Origin of the sequence: Klebsiella sp. KPN54798 (assembly GCF_021184225.1) — a bacterium.
Classification (GTDB): domain Bacteria; phylum Pseudomonadota; class Gammaproteobacteria; order Enterobacterales; family Enterobacteriaceae; genus Klebsiella; species Klebsiella pneumoniae.
The window spans coordinates 4,044,795-4,071,066 of sequence record NZ_CP089234.1 but is presented as its reverse complement, the minus strand read 5'-3'; the positions used below and the strand labels follow the sequence as shown (position 1 = coordinate 4,071,066).

Genomic DNA, 26,272 nt, shown 5'->3' with positions numbered 1-26,272 from the left:
TTACGCCGCAAGCCGGGACAATAGAGCATGCGATTACTTCGCCAGCCAGGCTGCGACCTCCTGCCAGCTGCCGCGAAAGAGAATTTTCCCGGCTTTTTTCCCCAACTGATAGCGATACATCGGGTCGTAGTATTCTTCCAGCAGCGGTACCAGCCAGGCAAAGTGCGCCTCGGTGCTGGCGGTGCGCTGCTGCTGCACCAGCGCCTCATCGAGCCGTTCAGTGAGCTGAGCAAAACGCTGCAGCCCCAGGCGACGGCGGATGGCAAACAGGCCGTGATGCAGATACTCGCCGTATGCCTGCCAGCCTTTCTCTTCGCCATACGCGGCGATAAAGTCGCGATACATGCGATCGAAATACTCTTCGCGCAGCCGTTCGAGGCGAACGTCAAACGGATCTTCCACCACCGCCAGCGGCGACTGCGCCATGCGGAGGCGCAGGCTCTCCGGTAGATGATTGGCGCCGATCATATGGCCTTCATCTTCCAGCACCCAGCGGGTCTGCTGTTCGGCTTTTTTAAGCAGGCTGACCGCCAGGTGGTTTTCAAAGGTGGCCTGCGGATGCTGATCCTGCAGGGTTCGACCGAATGAAGAACCGCGGTGATGAGCAAGCCCTTCCAGGTCGATACCGTCCGGGCGCGAGCAAACCAGCTGAGTTTTGCCGTTGCCGGTGCAGCCGCCAATCAGCACGATCGGCCGCTGCACCAGTTCGTCGGTGGCCTGGATCGCCGCCTGGCGTAGCGCTTTATAGCCGCCGACGATCAGGGGGTAATCCACGCCAGCTTCTTTCAGCCACTGCTGGACGATATGCGAGCGCTGGCCGCCGCGGGCGCAGCACAGGTAACCGTGTGGGTAACGGGCGCACGCTTCCAGCCACGCCTGAGTACGGCTGGCGCGCAGGTCACCCTGGACCAGTTTATGGCCGAGCGCCAGCGCCGCTTCCGGCCCCTGACGCTTGTAGCAGGTGCCGACCGCGGCGCGTTCTTCATCATTCATCAGCGGCAGGTTGATCGCCGCCGGCATCGCGCTTTGGCTAAACTCCACCGGGGCGCGTACGTCAATCAGTGGCGTATCGCTGGCGAGGATCTGCAGAATATTTTTGGGTACTGATTCCATCATTTTAACCGTTAGGCAATCCAGACGCGTCGCTCGACGCGATAATTTTCCTATTGTACGCGGTGAGCGCCCGGGAGGATTGATTTTTCACGGTGTATTGCTGAATAGCTTCAGGAAGCCCGCAATTTCCGGTGCAGAATGGCTGAACAATGAAGCGATATCCTGTACCGCTTTACCATGATGATCTTTACGCCAGGCGAGACTCAATGGCGAAGGGGGACGCATGGTCGGAATGTGTCGGGCGATCAGCTTGCCCTGAGCGATAAGCGGCAGGCACAGCGGTTCCGGTAAAAAGCCGATGCCGACGCCGGCGAGATGGGCGGCAACTTTGGTTTCAATATCGGGAACCACTATCTCTTTTTGCCCGGGCAGACGCCAGGCGACGCGCTTCGTCAGCCGTCGGGCGCTGTCCTCAATATTCACCGCCGGATAGCGCCGCAATTGAGCCTCTGATAGCGGGTCGGTTTGCTGGCTTAGCGGGTGATGCGGCGACATCACGAAGAGCCAGGTCACCTCACCCAGTGGGTAGACCGCCATGTTTTCCGCTAACGGTTCGGTGCCGGTCACGCCAATCGCCAGGGAGAAGTCGTCATGCAGCAGCGTATCCCAGACGCCCATATAGATTTGTCGTGAAAAATGAAATTGCGTAAAAGGGTAGCGCTGGGTGAGCCAGGCCAGCAGCCGGGCAATGGCCTGCGGGTCGTACATCAGATTATTCACGACAATGTTGACCTGGCGCTCTACCCCGTCGTTTATCTGCTGAAGCTCGCCGGGCATACTATCAATCCACCCCAGCCACTCTCTGGCTTGCGCCAGCAGGTGCATCCCGGCCGGCGTCAACAGTACGCTGCGCGTTGTGCGGGAAAAGAGAGCGACACCGGTGTTGTCCTCCAGTAATTTGATGCGATAGCTGATGGTGGCGGTTGTTTTATAAAGTTTTTCCGCTGCTCTTGAGAAGCTGCCGGTCTCAGCGACGCTGACAAAGGTGCGTAATGTTTCGGGATCGAGCATCGCCATATTCCTCGTTATTTAATAATTGACCCATGATTTTTAAGTATTTTTTCATAATAACCTTTTCAATAATGTGGGTTAAATCAGATTTTGGAAAATTATTCCAACTTATAGTGTTGTCACGCTTAGATGGCTGTGGATTGCGCAGCTTCTCTACCCCCTTCGACGTTGGGAAGGGGAACGGTTTTTAATGAATAAGGAACAGCTCATGAAGCTTGAAGTATTGCCCCTGACGCGAGATGCATTCCGCCCGTATGGGGATGTTATCGAAACGGAAGGACAGGATTTTTTTCACATCAATGATGGCAAAGTACAGCGTTTTCACGATCTGGCGATGGTGGAGACGTTACAGCAGGATCGTACGCTCATTAGCATTAATCGTGCGCAACCCGCCGTGCTGCCGATTATTGTCACCGAACTGGAGCGCCATCCGCTTGGTACCCAGGCGTTTGTGCCGTTGCGGGGGGAGGCCTTTGTCGTGGTGGTCGCGGCAGGCGGCGATGAGCCGGACATGAACACGCTGCGTGCGTTTATCTCAAATGGCCGTCAGGGGGTGAATTACCACCGTAATGTCTGGCACCATCCGCTGTTTGCCTGGCAGACGGAAACCGATTTTTTAACCGTCGATCGCGGCGGAAAAGACAACTGCGATGTCGTAAAGATCCCGACCGTGGAGCTGAGCTTTGCGTGAGGTTACACGTGACGCTGTCGATTATCTTGCATAACATGTGGGCGCTTACACACTATTTATGCTCAGGTTTTGAGCCGGAGATAATCGAGGTATGACAGAAGTGAGAAGGCGTGGAAGGCCTGGCCAGCAGGAGCCTTCCGCGCAAAAAGGCGCACAGGCGCTGGAGAGAGGGATCGCGATATTGCAATACCTGGAAAAGAGCGGCGGCAGCTCGTCGGTTAGCGATATTTCCCTGAATCTGGACTTACCGTTATCGACCACCTTTCGCCTGCTAAAAGTGCTGGAAGGCGCGGATTTTGTCTATCAGGACAGCCAGTTAGGTTGGTGGCATATCGGTCTTGGCGCGTTCAATATCGGCTCGGCCTACATCCATAACCGGGACGTTTTATCCGTCGGTGGGCCCTTTATGCGGCGGCTGATGCTGATGTCGGGGGAGACAGTCAACGTGGCGATTCGCAATGGCAACGAAGCGGTACTGATTGGCCAGCAGGAGTGCAAGTCGATGGTGCGAATGTGCGCGCCGCTCGGCAGTCGACTCCCGCTCCATGCTTCAGGCGCCGGGAAAGCGCTGTTGTATCCGCTGCCTGCGGAAGAGTTGGTGGATGTGATTGTGAAGACCGGCCTGCAGCGGTTTACGCCGACGACGATTGTGGATTTGCCGGTCCTGCAGCGAAATCTGGATGAGGCGCGAGCCTGCGGCTACAGCATTGACCAGGAGGAGCATGTGACAGGATTAAACTGTATTGCTTCAGCGGTTTACGATGATGTGGGCTCCGTGGTAGCGGCCATTTCGATTTCCGGACCTGCGTCCAGGCTAACCCCGGACCGTTTTGTCAGCCAGGGCGAGCTGGTAAGGGAGACGGCAAGGAATATCAGTACCGCGCTGGGCCTTAAACCCCAGGCCGACTGATCGCCGATCCAACCCGCTCACTTGAGCGGGACTTTTTTGATTATGTTTATATTTGGAAAAATTTTCCAATAAAGTGAGGTTGTAAAAATGGCAAAAATGAGAGCCGTTGACGCGGCAATGTATGTTCTGGAAAAAGAAGGGGTTAACACGGCATTTGGCGTGCCTGGCGCGGCTATTAACCCGTTTTATTCTGCGATGCGTAAGCACGGCGGGATCCGCCATATTCTTGCCCGCCATGTTGAAGGCGCGTCTCATATGGCTGAAGGCTATACCCGCGCGACTGCCGGTAATATTGGTGTCTGTTTGGGGACCTCCGGTCCGGCGGGTACGGATATGATCACCGCCCTGTACTCTGCCTCCGCGGACTCGATTCCGATTCTGTGCATCACCGGCCAGGCGCCGCGCGCGCGCCTGCATAAAGAGGATTTTCAGGCGGTGGATATTGAATCTATTGCTAAACCAGTTACCAAGATGGCGGTGACTGTCCGAGAGGCGGCGCTAGTTCCGGGCGTGCTGCAGCAGGCTTTCCATCTGATGCGCTCCGGTAGACCGGGACCGGTGCTCATCGATTTGCCTTATGATGTCCAGGTGGCAGAAATCGAATTCGACCCTGAGCTTTACTCGCCGCTGCCGGCTTATAAACCGATCGCCACGCGTCCGCAAATTGAAAAGGCACTGGCGCTGTTAGTCCAGGCTGAACGTCCGGTGATTGTTGCCGGTGGCGGGGTGATTAACGCCGATGCCGCCGCGCTGCTGCAACAATTTGCGGAAATCACCCATGTCCCGGTGATCCCGACCCTGATGGGCTGGGGCTGTATACCGGACGACCACGAACTGATGGCCGGAATGGTCGGCTTACAAACCGCGCATCGCTACGGCAACGCCACGTTGTTGGCCTCAGATCTGGTGTTCGGGATTGGCAACCGCTTTGCGAATCGTCATACCGGCTCGGTTGAGAAGTACACCGCAGGCCGCAAAATTATTCATATCGACATTGAACCGACGCAGATTGGCCGTGTACTGTGCCCGGACTTAGGCATTGTCTCCGATGCCAAAGCGGCGTTAATTCAGCTGGTAGACATTGCGCAGCAAATGCAAAAAGAGGGTCGCCTGCCGCGTCGCGAGAGCTGGGTTAGCGAGTGTCAGGCGCGCAAGCGTACGCTGCTGCGTAAAACCCACTTCGATAACGTGCCGGTTAAACCGCAGCGCGTCTATGAAGAGATGAATAAAGCGTTTGGCCGGGACGTATGCTATGTCACCACCATTGGCCTGTCGCAAATCGCCGCCGCGCAGATGCTGCATGTGTTCAAAGACCGCCACTGGATCAACTGCGGTCAGGCGGGGCCGCTGGGCTGGACGCTTCCCGCTGCGTTGGGCGTTTGCGCTGCCGATCCTGAGCGCAACGTGGTCGCGATTTCCGGCGACTTCGACTTCCAGTTTCTGATTGAAGAGCTGGCGGTAGGCGCCCAGTTCAATATTCCCTATATCCATGTCCTGGTGAACAACGCCTATCTCGGCTTGATCCGCCAGTCGCAACGCGCCTTTGACATGGACTACTGCGTTCAGCTGGCGTTTGAAAATATTAACTCCAGCGAAGTAAACGGCTACGGCGTCGATCATGTGAAGGTCGCGGAGGGACTCGGTTGTAAAGCAATTCGCGTCTTCAAGCCTGAGGATATTGCCCCCGCGTTTGAGCAGGCCAAAGCATGGATGAAAGCCTATCGCGTGCCGGTCGTTGTGGAAGTGATCCTCGAGCGCGTAACCAATATCTCCATGGGCAGCGAACTGGATAATGTCATGGAGTTCGAAGACGTTGCCGATAGCGCCATTGACGCACCAACCGAAACTTGTTTCATGAAATATGAATAAATGAGGTGACATTATGTTGCGCTTTTCTGCCAACCTTTCCATGTTATTTCAGGAATATGATTTTCTGGATCGCTTTGAGAAAGCGGCGGCCTGTGGTTTTCGCGCTGTTGAATTTATGTTTCCCTATGACTATGCCCCCGAGCTATTAAAGCAAAAGCTGAGCGACAACCAGCTGGAACATACTTTACACAATTTACCCGCTGGTGACTGGGCGGCAGGGGAACGAGGCATCGCTTGTATTCCAGGCCGCGAAGTGGAGTTTCGCGAAGGTGTCGACGCCGCAATCCGCTACGCCAAAGCGCTGGGCAATCGTAAAATTAACTGTCTGGTCGGCAAAACTCCGGTGGGTTATCGCGAAGAACATATTCGCTCAACGCTGGTGGCGAATTTACGTTTTGCCGCCGCCGCGCTGGCCCAGGAAGGTATCCTGCTGCTAATTGAGCCGATCAATTACTTCGACATGCCGGGCTTTTATCTGAATACCACGCATCAGGCGTTGGCGCTGATTGATGAAGTGGGTAATGATAATCTGAAAATTCAGTACGATATTTACCATATGCAGCGTATGGAGGGGGAATTAACCCATACGATGCAAACTTACGCTAATCGTATCGGTCACTTACAGATCGCGGATAATCCGAATCGAGGTGAACCCGGGACCGGTGAAATTAATTATGAGTATCTTTTTAATTTCATCGATAAATCAAACTATGACGGTTGGGTAGGTTGTGAATATAAACCATTGACTACCACCGAAGCGGGACTGACATGGTTTAATCGCTACCGCTAATTTTTAATTTATCGTTGGGCAGTATTTATTATTCCAGACGCAGGGGATTTATTTCCTGACAACCGGAAGGGATAGCTATTGCCCAGATAAATCGAAATATACATTGTGAGAGGATACTTATGAAGCTGGGATTTATTGGTTTGGGGATTATGGGCACCCCGATGGCGCTCCGTCTTGCCAAAGCAGGCCACGCACTGCACGTTACCACTATTGGGCCTGTTGCTGACGAATTGCTCAAGCACGGGGCACAACATCTGGCCTGCGCAGAACAGGTGGCGGAGCAGTCAGACATTATTTTTATTATGGTACCCGATACCCCGCAGGTTGCCGAGGTGCTGTTTGGCGAACATGGTTGTGCTAAAGCGGTTCTGAAGGGCAAAATTATTGTGGATATGAGTTCTATCTCGCCGATAGAAACGAAACGTTTTGCGCAGCAGGTGCGGGATCTGGGCGCCGATTACCTTGATGCGCCGGTCTCCGGCGGCGAAATTGGCGCACGTGAAGGCACGCTCTCCATTATGGTTGGCGGCGATGAAAATATCTTTGCCCGCGTGAAACCGCTGTTTGATATTTTGGGTAAAAATATCACCCTCGTCGGAGGGAACGGCGACGGTCAGACCTGTAAAGTCGCCAATCAAATTATTGTCGCGCTGAATATTGAAGCGGTGTCCGAAGCGCTGGTTTTTGCCTCTAAAGCCGGGGCGGACCCTGCTCGCGTTCGTCAGGCTTTGATGGGCGGTTTCGCTTCCTCACGTATTCTGGAAGTGCACGGTGAAAGAATGCTCAACCGCACCTTTAATCCAGGCTTTAAAATTTCTCTGCACCAGAAGGATCTCAATCTGGCTCTGCAGAGCGCTAAAGCCCTGGCGCTTAATCTGCCGAATACTGCTACCTGTCAGGAACTTTTTAATACTTGTGCCGCCAATGGAGGGAGCGAGTTAGATCATTCGTCTCTGATTCAGGCTCTGGAATTAATGGCAAATCATCAAATAGCGTAATAAGCGTAAAGCTGCCGAAACCAGCAGCTTTATTTGAACCTCACAGGTGACTTTATGGATACAATCAATAACAAAGGTGTCGACTATTGGAAGAAAATAGTCGTGGTAATGAGTCTGGGCTGGGTGGCAATTTGGATCTATCGTACCGTGTTAACGCCGATTTATCCGGAGATTCAGGCGTCATTAGGTAACGTCAGTAATGCTGAAATTGGCGCGATTGCCAGCTTCTATTTTCTGGCCTACTGCGGCATGCAGATCCCCTGCGGCATTCTGGTGGATAAACTGGGCCAGAAAATTATGCTGATGTGCGGTTTTTCGCTATTTATTATCGGTACCCTGAGTATCGCTAATGCCGGAAATCTGACGCTGATTTATATCGGCTCGCTACTGGCCGGCGCCGGTTGCGCCTCCTTCTTTAGTTCCGCCTATTCGCTCTCCTCGGCCAACGTGCCGCAGGAACGCCGGGCGCTGGCGAACGCCATCATCAACAGCGGCTCTGCCATTGGCATGGGGATTGGCCTGATTGGTTCAAGTATTCTGGTCAAAAGCATGCACATGGCCTGGCAAAACGTGTTGTTTATCGTCGCTGCGATTCTGCTGGTGATGCTCTGCGTGTTTACCCTGGTCATTCGCCGCAAAATGAAAGAACCCGCCGCAGCGGAAAATAAAACGAACGCAGCGGCGTCAACGCCGGTTGCGGAAGAGAAATCGGCGCCGCTGTTCTCGCCATTACTGTGCAGCGTGTACTTCCTCTATTTCTGTACCTGCTACGGCTACTATCTGATCGTGACCTGGCTACCCTCTTATCTTCAGACCGAACGCGGGTTTGACGGTGGGGCGATTGGTTTTGCTTCCGCGCTGGTGGCGGTGGTCGGGGTGCCGGGCGCGCTGTTCTTTAGCCATCTCTCGGATAAATTCCGCGACAGTAAAGTCAAAGTTATTCTCGGGCTGGAGATAGTCGCGGCGGCCATGTTGATGTTTACCGTTCTGTCGCCAAATACCGCCATGCTGATGATTAGCCTGGTACTGTACGGGTTGCTGGGCAAAATGGCCGTTGATCCGATTCTTATCTCGTTCGTCTCCGAGCAGGCGTCAGCGAAAACGTTAGGCCGCGCCTTTAGCTTATTTAATTTCTTTGGTATGAGTTCTGCGGTAGTTGCACCGACGCTCACCGGCTTTATTTCCGACCTGACCGGATCGAAAGAAATTAGTTTTGTGATGTCTGCTGGACTGGTTGTTACCGGGACGATAATTTTTGCCCTGATTACCTTGCGCAAGAATAAAATACCGTCAAAGTCCATCACTGTATAATAAAAATAAATAATAAAAATTGTTGTTCCACATAGCTAAACCTACAAACGTAATCCGATGCGTATTAAGAGGGAATTATGGAACAAACTCAAGACCTATACAAAACCAGGGGCTATAGTGATGATCTATTGCCGAAATCAGACGCTCAGCGTAACTGGAAAACATTCAATTATTTTACGTTGTGGATGGGTTCTGTACACAACGTACCAAATTATGTGATGGTGGGTGGTTTTTTTATCCTTGGACTTTCCACTTTTAGCATTATGATGGCGATAATATTAAGTGCCTTTATTATTGCCCTGGCCATGGTGTTTAACGGTGCTGCCGGAAGTAAATATGGCGTACCCTTCGCGATGATATTAAGAGCCTCATATGGAGTACGCGGTGCATTATTGCCCGGACTGCTCAGAGGCGGTATCGCGGCGATTATGTGGTTTGGCTTGCAATGCTACGCCGGATCGCTGGCATTTCTGATCTTATTAGGCAAATTATGGCCTGCGTTTCTGACGTTTGGCGGTGATTTTAAGCTGCTGGGGCTGTCATTGCCGGGGTTGATCGCCTTTCTGGTGTTCTGGTTGATTAACGTCGGGATTGGCTTTGGTGGCGGAAAAGTGCTGAATAAATTTACCGCAATCCTCAACCCCTGCATCTATATCGTTTTCGGCGGCATGGCTATCTGGGCCATTTCGCTGGTAGGATTCGGCCCGATCCTCGACTACCTGCCGACCGGGGTGGCAAAAGCGGAACATACCGGTTTCTTGTTCCTGGTGGTGATCAATGCGGTGGTGGCCGTCTGGGCCGCTCCGGCAGTCAGCGCCTCGGATTTCACCCAGAACGCGCGCTCATTTCGCGAGCAGGCTATTGGTCAGACGCTTGGACTCGTGGTGGCCTATATTCTTTTTGCGGTCGCCGGCGTCTGTATTATCGCCGGGGCCAGTATCCACTATGGTATGGATACCTGGAACGTGCTGGATATAGTGCAGAAATGGGACAGCCTGTTTGCCTCGTTCTTTGCGGTGCTGGTGATATTGATGACCACGATTTCCACCAACGCTACCGGTAATATTATACCGGCAGGCTATCAGATCGCGGCGATTGCCCCAGCCAAACTGACCTATAAAAATGGCGTGCTCATCGCCAGTATTATTAGCTTACTGATTTGCCCATGGAAATTAATGGAGAATCAAGACAGTATTTACCTCTTCCTCGATATTATTGGCGGGATGTTGGGGCCGGTTATTGGTGTAATGATGGCTCACTATTTCATCGTTATGCGTGGGCAAATAAATCTTAATGAACTTTATACCACACCAGGAGATTATAAATATTTTGATAATGGTTTTAATGTTACCGCATTCCTGGTAACCATTGTAGCAGTCATTTTATCGCTCGGTGGGAAGTTTATTCCTTTGCTGGAACCTTTCTCCCGTGTGTCATGGTTTGTCGGTGTTATTGTCGCTTTTGTTGCGTACGCTTTGCTGAAGAAACGGGCGCAACCCAATAATCTGACACGGCCAAATACTGTTAGTTAATTTAATTTTAACCAGGAAAGTTTATTTCATGGATGAAGCATTACCGGCCAAAGCCATTGTTATTGCGGCACGCAATGTCGCAGCAGAAGTATGGCGGCTGACCCATCTGTACACATACAAGGAGTTATTATGTCTTTTGATTTAATCATTAAAAACGGCACTGTTATTCTGGAAAACGAATCCCGGGTAGTCGATATCGCGGTGAACGACGGTAAAATCGCTGCTATTGGTGAGCACCTGGGCGAGGCGAAGCAGGTCATGGATGCCACGGGTCTGATCGTTTCGCCGGGCATGGTCGATGCGCATACGCATATCTCTGAACCTGGTCGTACCCACTGGGAAGGTTACGAAACCGGGACTCGCGCGGCGGCAAAAGGCGGCATCACCACGATGATTGAAATGCCGCTGAATCAGCTACCGGCCACCGTTGACCGGCAGACCATTGAGCTGAAATTCGACGCGGCGAAAGGCAAACTGACCATCGATGCCGCGCAGCTTGGCGGCCTGGTCTCTTATAACCTCGACCGACTGCATGAGCTGGATGAAGTGGGAGTGGTGGGATTCAAATGCTTCGTCGCCACCTGCGGTGACCGCGGGATCGATAACGACTTCCGCGACGTCAACGATTGGCAGTTCTTCAAAGGCATACAAAAGCTGGCCGAAATGAAGCAGACCGTGCTGGTGCACTGCGAAAACGCGCTGATCTGCGACGAGCTAGGCGAAGAGGCGAAAAGGGAAGGCCGCGTGACGGCGCATGATTATGTAGCCTCTCGGCCGGTCTTCACCGAAGTGGAAGCCATTCGCCGCGTTCTGTATCTGGCGAAAGTCGCCGGTTGCCGCTTGCATGTGTGTCATGTCAGCAGCCCGGAAGGGGTAGCCGAAGTGACCCGCGCCCGTCAGGAAGGGCAGGATGTGACTTGTGAATCTTGCCCGCACTACTTTGTACTGGATACCGATCAGTTTGCAGAGATCGGTACCTTGGCGAAGTGCTCTCCGCCGATCCGCGATGCGGAAAACCAGAAAGGCATGTGGGAAAAGCTGTTCAACGGAGAAATCGACTGCCTGGTCTCCGACCATTCGCCGTGCCCACCGGAAATGAAGGCTGGCAATATCATGCAGGCCTGGGGCGGGATTGCCGGTCTGCAAAACTGCATGGACGTGATGTTCGATGAAGCGGTGCAGAAACGCGGTATGTCTCTGCCGCAGTTTGCCCGTCTGATGGCGACCAACGCCGCCGATATTTTCGGCCTGAAGCATAAGGGCCGCATTGCCCCGGGTAAAGACGCCGACCTGGTGTTTATTCAGCCGAACAGCAGCTACGTTTTACGGGCAGAAGACCTCGAATATCGCCACAAAGTCAGCCCTTACGTGGGTCGCAAGATTGGCGCTCGGATTGCTAAAACCATTCTGCGCGGCGAGGTGATCTATGACATCGAACAGGGCTTCCCGCGCGAGCCGAAGGGGAAATTTATCCTTAAGCATCAGCAGTAACGGGCGAATAAAAAGTTGGGGATGGTTTGCTCCCTCTCTCTTTGGGAGAGGGCCGGGGTGAGGGCATTGGTGGGTACATTTCCCCTCACCCTATCCCTCTTCCTAAAAGGGGAGAGGGGACCGTTTCTCGCCCCATTCCATATTTAGCGTCTGTTTAACGGCAGGCGCTTTTTCAGGATTTCATCATGGTGGTATTGCCGCTAAATAAACGTAACACCCTGGCGGGGTTTCAATGGTTCTTCTTTATTTTCTGCAACACCGTTGTGGTACCGCCAACATTACAGTCTGCTTTTCAGCTCCCTGCCAGCGCGTTAATTACGCTTACCCAGTACGGGTTTATCACCACTGGATTGGCCTGTCTGGCGCAAGCGTTACTGGGACATCGTCGGGCGATTATGGAAGGACCGACGGGCCTGTGGTGGAGCACCATTCTGACGGTCACCGTGGGCGAAGCCGCACGGGGGACGCCGTTCGACAGCATCGCCTCCAGCCTGGCTGTCGGCATATTTTTCTCGGCGGCGCTCACCATCATTATTGGCGTAAGTGGCATTGGCCATCGCCTGGCGAAGCTGTTCAGCCCAACGGTAATGGTCTTTTTCATGCTGCTGCTGGGCGCGCAGCTGACTACCATCTTTTTTAAAGGCATGCTTGGGCTGCCCTTTAGTTCGACGCAGGTTAATCCGGGTATTCAGCTGGCACCATTTTGCCTGGCGCTGTCGGTGATGATTCTGGTGCTGGGAATGATCATTTTTCTCCCGGATGGTATCGCTCGCTACGCCTTACTGATCGGCACTCTGGCGGGCTGGGCTGGCTGGCATCTGCTGTTTCGCATGCCTCCCGCTACGGTAGCCTCAGGCCCCATTCACTGGCAGTGGTTCCCGCTGGGTTACGGCGGCCAGCTACGACCCGGCATCATTTTAACCGCCCTGCTGGCGGGACTGGTTAATATTACCAATACCTATGGCGCCATTCGCAGCACCGATGTTTTTTACCCCCAACAGGGAGCCAGTAATACCCGCTATCGACGCAGCTTTATAATCTCCGGTTTGATAACATTAATAACGGTTCCGCTCAACGTGGTGCCATTTTCCCCCTTTGTTTCGTCGACAGCTTTATTAACTCAAACTGGCGACACCTCGTGCCGGCCATTTATTATCGGCTGTTTGTGCTGTCTGCTGGTTGGATTATTTACGCCGCTGACCCACTTTTTTACCACCCTACCTTTACCGATCAGCAGTGCGGTCATGCTGGTCTCTTACCTGCCGTTGTTATATTCCAGTTTATCTTTCAGTAAGCAAATTACCTTTACCGCGCGAAATATCTATCGGCTGGCTCTGCCGTTATTTGTCGGCATTTTTTTGATGGGGCTACCGCCGGTTTATCTCCAGACGTTGCCTCTGACAATCAGACCACTCTTAGGTAACGGCTTACTAATCGGGGTGCTGCTGGCGGTAGCCATGGAGAATCTCATTCCCTGGGATCGTATTAAGTCATGACATTAAAAGGATGAACAATGAAAATTATTATTGCACCAGACTCGTTCAAAGAAAGCGTCAGCGCCAGTCGCTGCGCTCAGGCGATTAAGGCGGGCTTCGTCTCCATTTTCCCCCAGGCGGAGTGCATCTGCCTGCCGATCGCCGACGGCGGCGAGGGGACGGTTGAGGCAATGGTTGAGGCGACCGACGGCAAAATGGTGATGCTGCCGGCGATGGGACCGCTGGGAGAGGTGGTAGGCGCCTTCTATGGCCTGAGCGGCGACGGGCAAACCGCGTTTATTGAAATGGCAGCAGCCAGCGGGCTGATGTTGGTTCCCGCCGGGAGACGTGATCCCTTGCGGGCCACCAGCTTCGGGACTGGGGAGCTGATTCGCCATGCGCTGGACGCCGGCGTTCGCCATATTATCCTCGGTATTGGCGGCAGCGCCACGGTAGATGGTGGAATGGGCATGGCCCAGGCCCTGGGGGCACGTTTTCTTGACGAGCGCGGCGAGAGCGTAGGATTCGGTGGCGGCGCGCTGGCGCGGCTGGCTAGCATTGACTTACGCGACCTCGACCCGCGCCTGCGCAAATGCCGGATTGATGTGGCCTGCGATGTTGATAATCCACTGCTCGGCGAACGCGGCGCGGCGGCGGTCTTTGGTCCGCAAAAAGGAGCCAGCGCTGAGATGGTCGCTGCCCTCGAGCGTGGTTTGCAAAATTACGCACAGGTGCTGCTCACGGCAACGGGTACGGAGGTGACGAAGATTGTCGGCGGCGGCGCGGCGGGCGGTATGGGCGTGGCAGCTTGCGTATTCCTTAACGCGGCGCTGAAGCCGGGCATCGATATCGTGATTGAGGCGATGCAACTGGAGGAGGCGCTGCGCGACGCGAATCTGGTAATTACCGGTGAAGGGCGAATGGATTCGCAAACCGTCGGCGGCAAAGCGCCGATTGGCGTGGCGCGGCTCGCGAAAAAGCATGGCATCCCAGTGATCGGTATCGCTGGCGTTCTGGGGGACGGCGTGGAAGCGGTGCATCAGCATGGCATTGATGCGGTATTTAGCATTCTGCCCGCGCTGGCGCCGCTTGCCGAAGTGCTGGAACGCGGTGAGCAAAATCTGTATGCCTGCGCGCGCAATATCGCCTGTGCTATCAAGCTCGGCCAGAACATTCCCGCCTGAATAAAAAATGCCACGGTTCTCACCGTGGCAAAATCCAACATAGCTAAACAAAAAAAATTTATGCGATGGGTAACAAATCCGCATTTGCTATTGTGCCCGAATTTCGCCGGGTGGCGGCTGACGCCTCACCCGCCGACGAAAGCGGCGAGATTTCCCCGTAGGCCCGCGCAAGCAAAGCGCCGCCGGGTAATACCAACGAGCGCAGTTTGTTAGCAATCAGATCTCAACGTCGCGGTTGCAATCTTTCGAGTAGATATAGCTGAACGCCTCACGCCCGACGCCGTATCCCGCCTGTAGGGAATAAGCGCCCATAAAGATATAGTCGCCTTTCTTCACCGGAACCCAGTTGTTATCGAGGTTATACACGCCCTGGCCGGAAAGAATATAGGCGCCGTGCTCCTGCACATGGGTTTCGATATAGCCGTGGCTGGCGCCCGGCTCGAAAGAGAGGATATGCATATTCATATCGAAGCCCAGCTCTTTTGGCAGGAAGTCGATCAGAACAACATCTTCCATTCCTTCATAATGAATACGCTCCAGCTGGCTGACGTTGCCGGTGACCAGATAAGGCGCATGGTCCGCTGTCGGAATATAGCGGCGCTTATAGAGAAATAGCTGGCTGTCGGCTGAATGGCTATTACTGAAAGTCATCCGTTCACCCGGTGGGCAGTAAAGATAGCCGCCTTCGGTCAGCGCAAAGGTTTTACCCTGCGCACCGGCGGTGATTTTCCCCTTAATCACATACAGGAAGGTCTCAATGCCATCGCCGCCAAACCCGCTTTTATTACCGCCATTTTCATGTAGCGTCACCAGATAATCAACGAAGGATGCGCCTAATTTCGGCGTCGACAGAATAGTCACATCACAGTTAGCAAAATCCGGAATAATATTTTTGACCAGACCGTCCGGCGTCAGCAGGGCATAATTGCCGTGGCGTACGATGGAACGGCTGGCCAGTAAATCATCGCGATAGCCAACCACATTATTTAAATAACCCATATTTTATTCCTTATTCAGTCCAGGCCAGTTGATGCAACATTAAGGCGAGCGTTTTTACCCCTTCCGCCAAATCCTCTATATGCGTACTTTCAGCCGGGTTATGGCTGATGCCTTTGATGCTTGGCATAAAGATCATGCAGGTGGGGAAGCAGGGGGCGAAAATTTGCGCGTCGTGTCCCGCGCCGCTGTGCATCACGCGGAAATTCACCTTCTCCTTTTCGCACAGGGCAGTGAGTTGGGCGACCAGTCTTTTGTCCATGGGAACCGGGGCTTCATCCATCCACAGGTCGATTTCAATGCCAATATCCATTTCCTCGCAGATCCGCCGCATATCGCCTTCGATCATTTCAGTAAATGCCGTTAATGCAAGGGCATCGGTGTGGCGGCAGTCCATGGTAAAGATCGTTTTACCCGGCACCACGTTGACCGTATTCGGCTGCGGGTCGACTTTACCGAAAGTAAGCACCAGAGGGTCGCCGTGGGCTTTCGCTTTGGCGATGGATTCGCAGCAGATGCGGCTGAAAGCATGGACGGTGTCGCGGCGGTAGCCCATTGGGGTGGTGCCGGCATGGTTAGATTCGCCGTTGAGGGTAATGGTGTAGCGGCGTTGACCGACGATGGCGTTGACCACGCCGATGGACTGCTTGTTGGTTTCCAGCACGCGGCCCTGTTCGATATGCAGTTCAACGAAGGCTTTAATATCCCGGCGCGGCGCCAGCGGGGCGGTGGGCAGGCTAAAGCCACACTGCTTCATAGCATCGACAAACGCCACGCCTTTGGCGTCTTTAATCTCACGCACGTCCGCCGGGTTAGCGATGCCGACGATATTTTTGCTGCCCCAGAAGACGTAAGGGAAGCGGCTGCCTTCTTCTTCCGCTAACGCCAGCACCTCCACGGTACGCAGCGGTGCCCCGTAGGTCTCTTTTAGCCAGCGGACCGCCAGCCAGGCCGCCAGCGCGCCAAACTGACCGTCAAGATTGCCGCCGTTGACGACGCTATCAATATGCGAACCGCTGAGGATAACGTCGTCGGGAAAACGGCTACCGGGCAGGCGGCCATAAAGGTTACCGACTTCATCGAAGCGTGTTTCCAGCCCGCTGTCGCTCATCTTTTGTTTAAACGCCTGCTGCGCCTGCAACCACTCCGGCGAATAAAGCAAACGGGTAAGTCCGCCGGTAGGGTCGGCGCCGAAAGAGGAAAGCCAGGGCAATGTCTCTTCAATTGCCTGTCGAAAAGAATGAGTCATACATAACTCCTGTTACTTATTTTATTGAGCAAAAGGGGAATTGGTTTCATAAGAGCGGTTATATAAAGCGTCTGAAACCAGATAGTCATAAATCTCATCAACGATTTCGATCCCGTTGACAGCGCTGTTTTTCTCATTGATATCCAGATTCTGCCCCGGGTAATAAACCTGACTAAATCCAGGTGCTGGCGTAATGGCGCTTAATTCGCGCATGGTGTCGCTAATGTGCTGGCGAAATAAAGCGCTGGAGGAGAAAAAGTCAGGATTAATCACTATATGCAATTGTCCTAACTCACGTCCCTGGCTAAGGTTGTCGTACATCGAGCTGACCTGGCGACCAAACGGAAGGTTGAGCAAAATGCCGGATAGGACGTCAATCATCATCATCAGCCCGTAACCTTTGGGACCGGCGGCAGGAAGCAGAGCATGGACGGCAAAAGGATCCGTGGTTGGGGCGCCGTTTTTGTCCACCGCCCAGCTATCGGGAATGCTTTCATGGCGAGAACGAGCATCAAGGATCTTTCCCCACGCCTGGACGGTGGTGGCCATATCGAAGGTGATGATATCGTCGCCCTCGCCGGGAGCGGCGAAGGCCAGCGGGTTGGTGCCGTAGTAGATCTCCGCTCCGCCAAAAGGGACGACCATCGGGTCTGACTGACACAGCGAGAGGCCAATCAGCCCGGCGCGAGCCGCCTGCTGCGTGAAGTACGAGATGGCCCCGCTGTGTCCCATGCGCCGGATACCCACTACGGCTATGCCATTTTGCCGGGCGATCTCAATGGCATGTTCCATGCCCATTTTGGCGGCGACCTGGCCGGCGGCGTTATCGGCATGCAAAATGCCGCTGCAGGGACCGGTTTTTTCAAAGCTAAAGGTGGGATGACGATTGGTGCCGCCTTTTGAAATTCGTTCAGCATAATATTCAACACGAACCGCGCCGTGCGAATGAATGCCTCTGGCATCGGCATAAACCAACACATCGGCAATAATATCCGCGTGATTATGAGTGAGTCCTGCTGCGTTCAGCTTATTAGCAATAAGCTGATGAAGTGTTTCCCGACTGACTTTCATCTGTCTTCCTTTTAACGACGGTGTAGAGCCTGACTGCTGACTAAAATACGGGGAAAAGAAACTGAAATTGTGATCTGTATAGTTAAATGACCAGTGTTAGATTTTATTTGATAATCGTAATGGATTTGTCATAAATGGCCGTGTAATCGATTTATTAAAAAATCACTGCTAATGTCAGGCGGTTTGTTTGAAAGCCTGTAGTAATAATCCTCATGTGATTTAGGTCACGCCATTGATAATTCCATCCCGTTAGCCTGATTGCAGATTAACCATGCTCATTCAATTGCAATGGGTGCAATTATTGGGGAGTTATTATGATCCATGCCTTTATTAAAAAGGGCTGTTTTCAGGATTCAGTCAGTTTAATGATTATTTCACGTAAGCTGAGTGAGTCAGAAAATGTCGACGATGTTTCGGTCATGATGGGCACGCCGGCAAATAAAGCGCTGCTGGAAACTACCGGTTTTTGGCATGACGATTTTGCCACGGCGACGCCGAATGATATTTGCGTGGCGATCCGTACCGATTGCGCAGATGCATCGGTGACAGAAATGATTATCGCCCGTCTGGATGACGCCTTATCCGCCCTGGCGCAGGGAAGCGGACAAAGTCAGAGTCTGAACGTGGTTCGCCGCTGGCAAAGCGCGATGCAAAAACTGCCGCAGGCCAATATGACCTTAATTTCTGTTGCCGGAGAATATGCCGCAGAGCTGGCCCATCAGGCGCTCAGTAGTGAGAAAAGCGTGATGATTTTCTCCGACAACGTCACCCTGGAAGATGAAATTGCCCTCAAAACCCGCGCCCGTGAGAAAGGATTGTTGGTGATGGGACCTGACTGCGGCACCGCCATGATTGCCGGCACCCCGCTGGCCTTCGCCAACGTTACACCAGAGGGCAATATCGGGGTGATTGGCGCCTCCGGTACCGGTATCCAGGAACTGGTATCGCAAATTGCCCTCGGCGGCGAAGGGATCAGCCATGCGATAGGTCTCGGCGGCCGTGATCTGAGCGCGGAAGTGGGGGGCCTTAGTGCGCAAACGGCGCTGGAAATGCTAACCCAGGATGCGCAGAGCCAGGTACTGGCCTTTGTATCCAAGCCACCTGATGAGGCGGTGCGCCTGAAGATAATTAACGCAATGAAACGCAGTGCTAAACCGGTGGTGGCGCTATTTCTTGGCTATGTCTCGCCAGTCAACCGCGATGAAAACGTCTGGTTTGCCCGCACGCTGGACGAGGCCGGTCGGCTGGCGTGTCTGTTGGCCCGAGTGGTACGCCACCAGGAAAATCTGACCGCAGTCGCGGATAAGCATATCCGCGGATTATATACCGGCGGCACGTTGGCGGCGGAATCTGCCGGGCTGCTGGCTGAGCGCCTGAACATCACTCCCGATGAGCATCACCCGCAGGGCATGATGCTCAACGCTCTGGGCCACCAGATCGTCGACCTCGGCGATGATTTCTACACCGTTGGTCGTCCACACCCGATGATTGATCCCTCCCTGCGTAACCAACTGATTGCCGAGCTCGGCGAGCAAACGCAGGTGGGCGTATTGCTGCTGGATGTGGTGATTGGCTATGGCGCCACCGCCGACCCGGCGGGATCGCTGGTGGAAGCATGCCGGCTGGCCTGGGCATTGAGGAGTGAAAGCCATCCGCTGCACGTTATCGCGACCGTGACCGGTACCGAAAATGACCCGCAGTGTCGTTCCCGTCAGATTGCCGAGCTGGAAGATGCCGGCGTGGTGGTGGTCGATAGCCTCCCGGAAGCCGCACTGCTTGCTGTTGCGCTGATTAGCCCTCAGCGGATGGCGGAGCCCGCACCGCGTTCCAGTCTGCTGGATGGGGTGGCGGTAATTAATGCCGGTCTGCGCAGTTTTGCGATCGATTTACAGTCCGCCGGAACGCCGGTTGTTCACTATCAGTGGGCGCCGATTGCCGGAGGAAATAAAAAACTGGCTCGTTTATTAGAGCGTTTGCAATAAGAGGTCCCTATGTTTACATCAGTGGCGCAGGCCAATGAGGCAGTAATTGAACGAATTCGGAATGCACGTCCGCACTGGCTGGATGTGAAGCCGGCAGGTGCGCTAATCGGGGCGCTGAATCAGAACAAAACGTTGCTCCACGCCGGGCCGCCGATGCGCTGGCAGGCGATGACCGGCCCAATGAAAGGGGCCTGCATTGGCGCATGCCTGTTCGAAGGCTGGGCGCAGGATGAAAAAACTGCCCATGCGATGCTGGAAAGCGGCGAAATTACCTTTATTCCATGCCATCACGTTAACGCCGTGGGGCCAATGGGCGGCATTACTTCGCCGAACATGCCGATGCTGGTGGTGGAAAATATCGCTGAAGGCAACCGCGCCTATTGCAACCTGAACGAAGGGATTGGCAAGGTGATGCGTTTCGGCGCTTACGGCGAAGATGTGCAGCAGCGCCTGCGCTGGATGCGCGATGTGCTGATGCCGGTGCTTAGCGCGGCTCTGAAACAGATGGAGCGCGGCATCGATTTGACGGCGATGATGGCGCAGGGCATCACCATGGGGGATGAGTTTCACCAGCGTAATATCGCCACCTCCGCGCTGCTAATGCGCACGCTGGCGCCGCATCTGGCGCGCCTTAATCACGACAAACAGCAGATAGCTGAAGTGATGGATTTCCTCGCCATTACCGATCAGTTCTTCCTTAACCTGGCGATGGCTTACTGTAAATCGGCGATGGATGCCGGGGCGCAGGTCCGCGCGGGCAGTATCGTCACCGCGATGACCCGCAACGGCGATATGTTTGGTATTCGCGTCAGCGGGCTGGGCGACCGTTGGTTTACCGCGCCGGTCAATACGCCGCAGGGGCTGTTTTTCACTGGTTTCTCGCAGGAGCAGGCCAACCCGGATATGGGCGATAGCGCCATTACTGAAACCTTCGGCATCGGCGGGGCGGCGATGATCGCGGCCCCGGGCGTCACTCGCTTTGTCGGCGCGGGTGGGATGGAGGCGGCGAAATCGGTCTCCGAGGAGATGGCGGAAATCTTCCTTGAACGCAATATGCAACTGCAAATTCCGGGCTGGGATTTCCAGGGCGCCTGTCTGGGGTTGGATATTCGCCGGGTGGTTGAAACTGGCATTACACCGCTTATCAACACTGGTATTGCGCATAAAGAGGCGGGGATCGGCCAGATTGGCGCCGGAACCGTCAGAGCCCCACTGGCCTGCTTTGAACTGGCGCTGGAAGCGCTGGCGGACGAGTTGGGCGTGAGCTGAGGCACGCAATGGATAAGATCCGTCCGCTGACAGGCAGCATTGACGCGCCGGACCATCGCCAGCCGTGGCGAACCGGCGGCCTCTGGCAGCGCACCATCAATCTCTATGTTGCAGGCGGCGCGATGCTGACGCTGCATCATCGGGGACAAGGCGTGAGCCCCGGCGGATGGGTATTACGTCACCGTGATTTTATCCGTTTACACGCGGCGCTGAAGGCGGGGGGGTTGCCGATAGCGCGTGATGACGGCATTCAGGTCGATAACCTTTTGCTGTTACCGCCACGCAGGCGCTGCTCCCTGCGGCCTCGATATCAGCCTGATGGCCCTTATCTGCCGGCAGCGCTCATGAAGCGCCCGGAAGAGACGGGCCTGTTTGGGCCGCTGTGGCAGGCTATCCATCTGCCGCATCATCCTGAGTTGCGGCAATTACGCCACTGTTTTGCTTCTGCGTTGACCGGGAGCCCCGTTGACTGGCGGCTGTGGTTGGGGAAGGGGCCAGGCCTGACGCCGAGCATGGACGATATGCTGATCGGCATGATGCTGTCCGCGTGGTGTTCTGGACAGATGTCGCGCAACAGCGGACACCATTTCTTTCATGCCTCCGGCGATCTGCATGCTGCCACAACGCAGGTCAGCGTCAACTATTTACGCTACGCCAGTAAGGGATGCTTCGCTTCACCGCTACTGCATGTTGTTAACGCGCTTCAGTGCGGACGACGAATTGAACCTGCCGTCGAAGCCCTGCTGGCGATGGGGCACACCTCTGGTGCCGACACGCTTCTGGGGTTCTGGCTGGCGCAACAAATAATGTAAGGACTTTTATGAAAACGCTGGTTGTTGCCCTCGGGGGTAACGCTTTATTACAGCGCGGAGAAGCGCTGACGGTAGAAAATCAGTATCGCAATATTCACAGTGCCGTTCCCGCGCTGGCGCGTCTGGCGCAGCATTACCGTTTGGCCATTGTGCACGGCAACGGGCCGCAGGTAGGCCTGTTGGCGCTGCAAAATCTGGCCTATAGCGACGTTGAACCTTACCCGCTGGACGTGCTGGTGGCGGAGAGCCAGGGCATGATTGGCTATATGCTGGCCCAATGTCTGGCGCAGGAATCGTTGGTACCGCCGGTATCGACAGTGATGACGCGTATTACTGTGGCATCGAACGATCCAGCCTTTTCGGCGCCGGAGAAATTTATCGGTCCGGTCTATGACCCTGAGTTACAGCAGCAACTGGAAGAGGAGTATGGCTGGACGATGAAGCGCGACGGCAAATACTTGCGTCGGGTTGTCGCCTCGCCAAGGCCGGTGAGAATTGAGGAGAGCGACTCGATTGAGCGTCTGCTGAATGAGGGACATGTCGTGATCTGCTGTGGCGGCGGAGGCATTCCGGTGCTCGAGAGCGGACAGGGCGCAGAGGCGGTTATCGATAAAGATTTGGCCGCAGCGCTACTGGCGGAACAGATTGATGCCGATGGTCTGGTGATCCTCACCGATGCGGATGCGGTATATGAACACTGGGGCACCCCAATGCAGCGACCGATCCGTGAAGCGACCCCGGAAGCGCTGGCGCCTTTTGCTCGCGACGATGGCGCGATGGGGCCGAAAATTTCGGCAGTCAGCAGCTATGTTCGCCGCAGAGGCAAGCGGGCGTGGATTGGTGCGTTATCACGCATTGAGGAGACTCTCGCCGGGCGGGCGGGAACCTGTATCAAGCCCTGACGTGGGACTACCGGCGGTGAGGATGTCTGAATATCGTGCATTTTGCCCCGGGACGGCGACGGAGGCGCGTTGCCAGGGCGACGAGTTCTGAATAGCTGGGTTTTTATCGGCCGGGCAAGCGTCAGCCGCCGCCCGGCAAGACAAAGGTAAGGCGTTACGCCAGTTGCGATTGCGCCCAGAACAGGCCGCTGGTGTACTCCGGCGGTAGCAGCGGCTTGATCGCTTCCAGCGTCGCGCTCAGGCGATCGGTATCGCTGTCGGTGAGGTTCAGGTGGCCGACTTTACGACCCGGGCGCACCTCTTTGTCATACCAGTGCAGGTGCACCAGCGGCAGCTTCAGCCAGTCGTAGTTAAGATCGGTGCCGATCAGGTTGATCATCACCGACGGGCTGTTGACCACCGGCGGCGGCAGCGGCAGGCCGGTAATCGCCCGTAGATGCAGCTCGAACTGGCTGATAGACGCGCCGTTCTGCGTCCAGTGGCCGCTGTTGTGCACCCGCGGCGCCAGCTCGTTAATCAGCAGCCCCTCGGCGGTAACGAAGCACTCCATCGCCATCACGCCGACATAGTTCAGCTCGTTCATGATCGCCGTCAGCATGCTTTCCGCCTGTTCCTGCTGGCGAGCGTTGGCCTGCGGGAAGGCGACGCTGGCGCGCAGAATACCGTCCTGATGCAGGTTTCGGGTCAGCGGGTAGAAGACGGTGCTACCGTCATGAGCGCGGGCGCCCACCAGCGATACCTCGCCGGAGAAGTTAATCCCCTGCTCGACGATGCACTCGCCGTAGTTATCGGCCGGTAGCTGATCGATCTCGTTTTCCCGCAGACGCCACTGGCCGCGGCCGTCGTAACCGCCAACGCGACGCTTAACGATCGCCAGTTCGCCAAGGCGGGCAAACACCGCCGGCCACTCGCTTTTATCCGCCAGCAGCTGCCACGGGGCGGTGGCGAGGCCAAGCTTGTCAAACAGCTGCTTTTGCGTCAGGCGGTCGGCGATAATCGGGAAGACATCGCGGTTGACGAACGCCGGGTGGCGGGCCAGCTCGCGGGTGAGGGCGGTTTCCGGCCAGCGTTCAATTTCTGCCGTGATGACGCTCTGCTGGAACGGCACCGCTTCCGGGTCGGCTTCCAGGCCGACCGGCCAAACGGCGATGCCCAGCGGCTCGCCGGCCTGGCGCAGCATACGGCCTAACTGGCCGTTACCGAGCACGCATACCTGTTTCATGCCGCACCCCGCGGATCCGGATTATCCAGCACTTCATCGGTTTGCGCCTGACGCCAGGCGCTCAGGCGCTGGTGCAGTTCTGCATCATGCTGGGCAAGGATCTGCGCGGCGAGCAGGCCGGCGTTCGCAGCGCCAGCTTTGCCGATGGCCAGGGTACCGACCGGAATGCCGCGCGGCATCTGCACAATGGAGTAGAGGCTGTCGACACCGCTTAAGGCTGCGCTCTGAACCGGTACGCCGAGCACCGGCACCAGGGTTTTCGCCGCAATCATGCCCGGCAGATGCGCCGCGCCGCCTGCTCCTGCAATAATCACCTGATAACCGTGGCTTTCGGCGCTTTCAGCAAAGCTGAACAGCTTATCGGGCGTGCGGTGGGCGGAGACCACTTCGACATGGTACGGAACGTTCAGGGCATCAAGGATTTCTGCGGTAAATTGCATGGTAGCCCAGTCGCTTTTGGACCCCATCACGATGGCGATACGCGCCGAATTATTGCGGGAAGACATGCGTCTTAAAACTCCTGTGGGTGTGTTTCACACTGCTTTAGAGGCCACAGAGAATAGCATGAACTGCCAGCAAGGAAAACGGTTGCGTGCGCATGGTTAGCCGTCTTTTGTCTCGCCTGGAGGTGATGGCGTGGGTGCCTGATTGACCTTTATCTCCCTCATGATACAGGTGATAAGCAGCACTACCCCCCATGGGAGCATCAGGGTGCCCATAAGCAGTAAATAGATTTGTACCAGCCGGCTATCGTGAGGGCGGGTGCAGAGCAAATAAATGGCATAAAAATAGATAGCCCACGCCAGCATCGCACACCAGACAAACGTCAGCGTGTTGCCGATAACGACGCCGATTAAGGCGATATAACTTACCCCTAACGGATTGAGGATCGCGATGATCATTCCCCACATCAGCGGCTGACTCCACTTTTTCCTGCTCATGCTCGTTCCTTGAGAGTGACGTTGTGGAAGACTAGCATGCAGGGCGGGGGGAAGCGCGCACCTTCGCCCGGGCAAAAGGCGCTTTCGGAATTGTGCTCGCGCAGGAATTAGAACGGAAAGTGGATTAGTTCGACGTCGTCCGGCGTCACCTTGACCATCGAACCTTCGCTGTGCCAGGCGCCAAGTACCACACGCCATGCGGGTTGGCCGTTGGCCTGCAGTTCATGGACCGCCGGGCGATGAGTATGGCCGTGGATCAGCCACTGCACGTGATGCCGCTCCATTGCGTCAACTACCGCCTGTGGATTCACATCCATAATTTCCATTGATTTACTGCTGTTGGCGGCTTTGCTGTCGGCGCGCATGCGGGCGGCGATGCGACGGCGGATAAACAGCGGCAGGGCCAGGAACAGACGCTGGATCCACGGGGTGTGGACTTTGGCGCGAAACGCCAGATAGCCTTGGTCATCGGTGCACAGCGTGTCGCCATGCATGATCAAGACTTCACGGCCATAGAGGTCCAGTCGCTCTTCTTCGGCGAGCAGGATCATCCCGCTCTGGCGGGCAAAGCGCTGGCCGACGAGAAAATCGCGGTTGCCATGGATGAAGTAGCACGGCACGCCGGCGTCGACGACGGCTTTGATTGCCGAGGCAATTTGTTGGTGCAGCGGGTTAGGATCGTCATCGCCGATCCATGCCTCAAACAGATCGCCAAGGATATACAGAGCGTCCGCCTGGCGGGCTTCGCCCTGTAAAAAACGCAGAAAACCGGCGGTGATCGCCGGTTCTTCTGTTTGCAGGTGCAAATCTGCAATGAAAAGTGTCGCCACGAATTACTCGCTGACGGTGACGCTTTTGATGATCACATCATCTTTCGGCACATCCTGGTGCATGCCGCTGCGGCCGGTGGCAACCGCTTTGATTTTGTCAACCACGTCCATGCCTTCAACCACTTCCGCGAAGACGCAGTAGCCCCAACCCTGCAGGCTTTCGCCGGAGAAGTTCAGGAAGTCGTTGTCAACCACGTTGATGAAGAACTGCGCGGTGGCAGAGTGCGGCGCCTGAGTACGGGCCATCGCCAGCGTGCCGCGGGTGTTTTTCAGACCGTTGTTCGCTTCGTTCTGAATCGGAGATTTGGTCGCTTTTTGTTTCATGCCAGGTTCAAAACCGCCGCCCTGAATCATGAAGCCGTTGATAACACGGTGGAAAATGGTGTTGTCGTAGAAACCTTCGCGGCAGTAGTCCAGGAAGTTTTTAACTGTTTCCGGCGCTTTGTCGTCAAACGTTTTGATTACGATATCGCCATGATTGGTGTGGAAAGTAACCATTTTTGCATCCTGTTCCGATGAGTGTGGTGCCAGCACCCGGTGTCGGGTGAGATATAGGGGGGTGTTATAGCATAACCGCGGGGGTCGATGCACCTTGCAATGTGTGCTGCGTCCGGTCTGAATTA

24 protein-coding genes are annotated in these 26,272 nt (G+C 55.1%); 14 read left to right on the top strand and 10 right to left on the bottom strand.

Features of this window, described 5'->3' with window-relative positions:
• Positions 1–33 precede the first annotated feature (33 nt).
• Both mnmH and allS read right to left on the bottom strand, forming a co-directional pair.
• Entirely contained in the window at positions 34–1,113 is a 1,080-nt protein-coding gene (gene mnmH / locus LPQ25_RS19590) for a tRNA 2-selenouridine(34) synthase MnmH (protein WP_040181942.1), read from the bottom strand.
• Positions 1,114–1,200: 87 nt separating this feature from the next.
• Positions 1,201–2,124 (bottom strand): HTH-type transcriptional activator AllS, encoded by a 924-nt coding sequence (gene allS, locus LPQ25_RS19585; RefSeq protein WP_012737527.1) that lies wholly within the window; start codon positions 2,122–2,124, stop codon positions 1,201–1,203.
• Positions 2,125–2,332: 208 nt separating this feature from the next.
• On the opposite strand from allS, the gene allA reads away from it, so the two are divergent.
• The 10 genes from allA to glxK all read left to right on the top strand — a co-directional run bounded on the left by allA (position 2,333) and on the right by glxK (position 14,375).
• Positions 2,333–2,815, top strand: coding sequence for an ureidoglycolate lyase (gene allA / locus LPQ25_RS19580; RefSeq protein WP_012737528.1), 483 nt, complete (start codon positions 2,333–2,335; stop codon positions 2,813–2,815).
• A gap of 91 nt (positions 2,816–2,906) precedes the next feature.
• Positions 2,907–3,725: an HTH-type transcriptional repressor AllR gene (gene allR, locus LPQ25_RS19575; RefSeq protein WP_012737529.1), complete on the top strand. Its 819-nt coding sequence runs from the start codon at positions 2,907–2,909 to the stop codon at positions 3,723–3,725.
• A gap of 87 nt (positions 3,726–3,812) precedes the next feature.
• On the top strand, positions 3,813–5,594 hold the full coding sequence (gcl, locus tag LPQ25_RS19570; protein ID WP_014907964.1) for a glyoxylate carboligase: 1,782 nt from the start codon (positions 3,813–3,815) through the stop codon (positions 5,592–5,594).
• 13 nt (positions 5,595–5,607) lie between these two features.
• Positions 5,608–6,384 (top strand): hydroxypyruvate isomerase, encoded by a 777-nt coding sequence (gene hyi / locus LPQ25_RS19565; protein WP_012737531.1) that lies wholly within the window; start codon positions 5,608–5,610, stop codon positions 6,382–6,384.
• A 119-nt stretch (positions 6,385–6,503) separates the two neighbouring features.
• Positions 6,504–7,382, top strand: a complete 879-nt coding sequence (gene glxR, locus LPQ25_RS19560) for a 2-hydroxy-3-oxopropionate reductase (RefSeq protein WP_012737532.1) — start codon at positions 6,504–6,506, stop codon at positions 7,380–7,382.
• A gap of 54 nt (positions 7,383–7,436) precedes the next feature.
• Positions 7,437–8,693, top strand: a complete 1,257-nt coding sequence (locus LPQ25_RS19555; RefSeq protein ID WP_012737533.1) for an MFS transporter — start codon at positions 7,437–7,439, stop codon at positions 8,691–8,693.
• 77 nt (positions 8,694–8,770) lie between these two features.
• Positions 8,771–10,225, top strand: a complete 1,455-nt coding sequence (locus tag LPQ25_RS19550) for an allantoin transporter (RefSeq protein WP_012737534.1) — start codon at positions 8,771–8,773, stop codon at positions 10,223–10,225.
• Between the two features lie 129 nt (positions 10,226–10,354).
• Positions 10,355–11,716: an allantoinase AllB gene (gene allB, locus LPQ25_RS19545; protein WP_012737535.1), complete on the top strand. Its 1,362-nt coding sequence runs from the start codon at positions 10,355–10,357 to the stop codon at positions 11,714–11,716.
• Between the two features lie 185 nt (positions 11,717–11,901).
• Positions 11,902–13,212 (top strand): uracil/xanthine transporter, encoded by a 1,311-nt coding sequence (locus LPQ25_RS19540; protein ID WP_012737536.1) that lies wholly within the window; start codon positions 11,902–11,904, stop codon positions 13,210–13,212.
• A 17-nt stretch (positions 13,213–13,229) separates the two neighbouring features.
• On the top strand, positions 13,230–14,375 hold the full coding sequence (glxK, locus tag LPQ25_RS19535) for a glycerate 3-kinase (protein ID WP_012737537.1): 1,146 nt from the start codon (positions 13,230–13,232) through the stop codon (positions 14,373–14,375).
• Positions 14,376–14,591: 216 nt separating this feature from the next.
• On the opposite strand, the gene allE is transcribed toward glxK, so the two are convergent.
• The 3 genes from allE to allD are packed head-to-tail and all read right to left on the bottom strand — an operon-like array spanning position 14,592 to position 17,691.
• Entirely contained in the window at positions 14,592–15,374 is a 783-nt protein-coding gene (gene allE, locus LPQ25_RS19530; protein ID WP_012737538.1) for a (S)-ureidoglycine aminohydrolase, read from the bottom strand.
• Positions 15,375–15,384: 10 nt separating this feature from the next.
• Positions 15,385–16,620, bottom strand: coding sequence for an allantoate deiminase (gene allC / locus LPQ25_RS19525; RefSeq protein WP_012737539.1), 1,236 nt, complete (start codon positions 16,618–16,620; stop codon positions 15,385–15,387).
• 21 nt (positions 16,621–16,641) lie between these two features.
• A complete protein-coding gene (gene allD / locus LPQ25_RS19520) occupies positions 16,642–17,691 on the bottom strand; it encodes an ureidoglycolate dehydrogenase (RefSeq protein ID WP_012737540.1) in 1,050 nt (349 codons plus the stop codon).
• Between the two features lie 314 nt (positions 17,692–18,005).
• On the opposite strand from allD, the gene LPQ25_RS19515 reads away from it, so the two are divergent.
• From LPQ25_RS19515 to LPQ25_RS19500, 4 genes are read left to right on the top strand one after another with little or no spacing between them, the layout of a single operon-like run.
• Positions 18,006–19,673: an acyl-CoA synthetase FdrA gene (locus LPQ25_RS19515; RefSeq protein ID WP_012737541.1), complete on the top strand. Its 1,668-nt coding sequence runs from the start codon at positions 18,006–18,008 to the stop codon at positions 19,671–19,673.
• 9 nt (positions 19,674–19,682) lie between these two features.
• Positions 19,683–20,942, top strand: a complete 1,260-nt coding sequence (locus LPQ25_RS19510; RefSeq protein ID WP_012737542.1) for a YlbE family protein — start codon at positions 19,683–19,685, stop codon at positions 20,940–20,942.
• An 8-nt stretch (positions 20,943–20,950) separates the two neighbouring features.
• Positions 20,951–21,754: an oxamate carbamoyltransferase subunit AllH family protein gene (locus tag LPQ25_RS19505; RefSeq protein WP_012737543.1), complete on the top strand. Its 804-nt coding sequence runs from the start codon at positions 20,951–20,953 to the stop codon at positions 21,752–21,754.
• An 8-nt stretch (positions 21,755–21,762) separates the two neighbouring features.
• Complete coding sequence (locus tag LPQ25_RS19500) at positions 21,763–22,656, top strand: carbamate kinase (RefSeq protein ID WP_012737544.1); 894 nt, start codon at positions 21,763–21,765, stop codon at positions 22,654–22,656.
• A 154-nt stretch (positions 22,657–22,810) separates the two neighbouring features.
• On the opposite strand, the gene purK is transcribed toward LPQ25_RS19500, so the two are convergent.
• From purK to ppiB, 5 genes are all read right to left on the bottom strand, one after another.
• Positions 22,811–23,878, bottom strand: coding sequence for a 5-(carboxyamino)imidazole ribonucleotide synthase (gene purK, locus LPQ25_RS19495; protein ID WP_012737545.1), 1,068 nt, complete (start codon positions 23,876–23,878; stop codon positions 22,811–22,813).
• Positions 23,875–24,384 (bottom strand): 5-(carboxyamino)imidazole ribonucleotide mutase, encoded by a 510-nt coding sequence (gene purE, locus LPQ25_RS19490; protein WP_004151322.1) that lies wholly within the window; start codon positions 24,382–24,384, stop codon positions 23,875–23,877. Before purE ends, purK begins: the two co-directional genes overlap by 4 nt.
• Positions 24,385–24,480: 96 nt before the next feature.
• The gene (locus LPQ25_RS19485; RefSeq protein ID WP_004191612.1) at positions 24,481–24,819 is read right to left on the bottom strand and encodes a hypothetical protein; all 339 of its coding nucleotides are present in this window, start codon (positions 24,817–24,819) and stop codon (positions 24,481–24,483) included.
• 107 nt (positions 24,820–24,926) lie between these two features.
• Complete coding sequence (lpxH, locus tag LPQ25_RS19480; protein WP_004151320.1) at positions 24,927–25,649, bottom strand: UDP-2,3-diacylglucosamine diphosphatase; 723 nt, start codon at positions 25,647–25,649, stop codon at positions 24,927–24,929.
• Positions 25,650–25,652: 3 nt separating this feature from the next.
• Complete coding sequence (ppiB, locus tag LPQ25_RS19475; RefSeq protein WP_004151319.1) at positions 25,653–26,147, bottom strand: peptidylprolyl isomerase B; 495 nt, start codon at positions 26,145–26,147, stop codon at positions 25,653–25,655.
• Positions 26,148–26,272 lie beyond the last annotated feature (125 nt).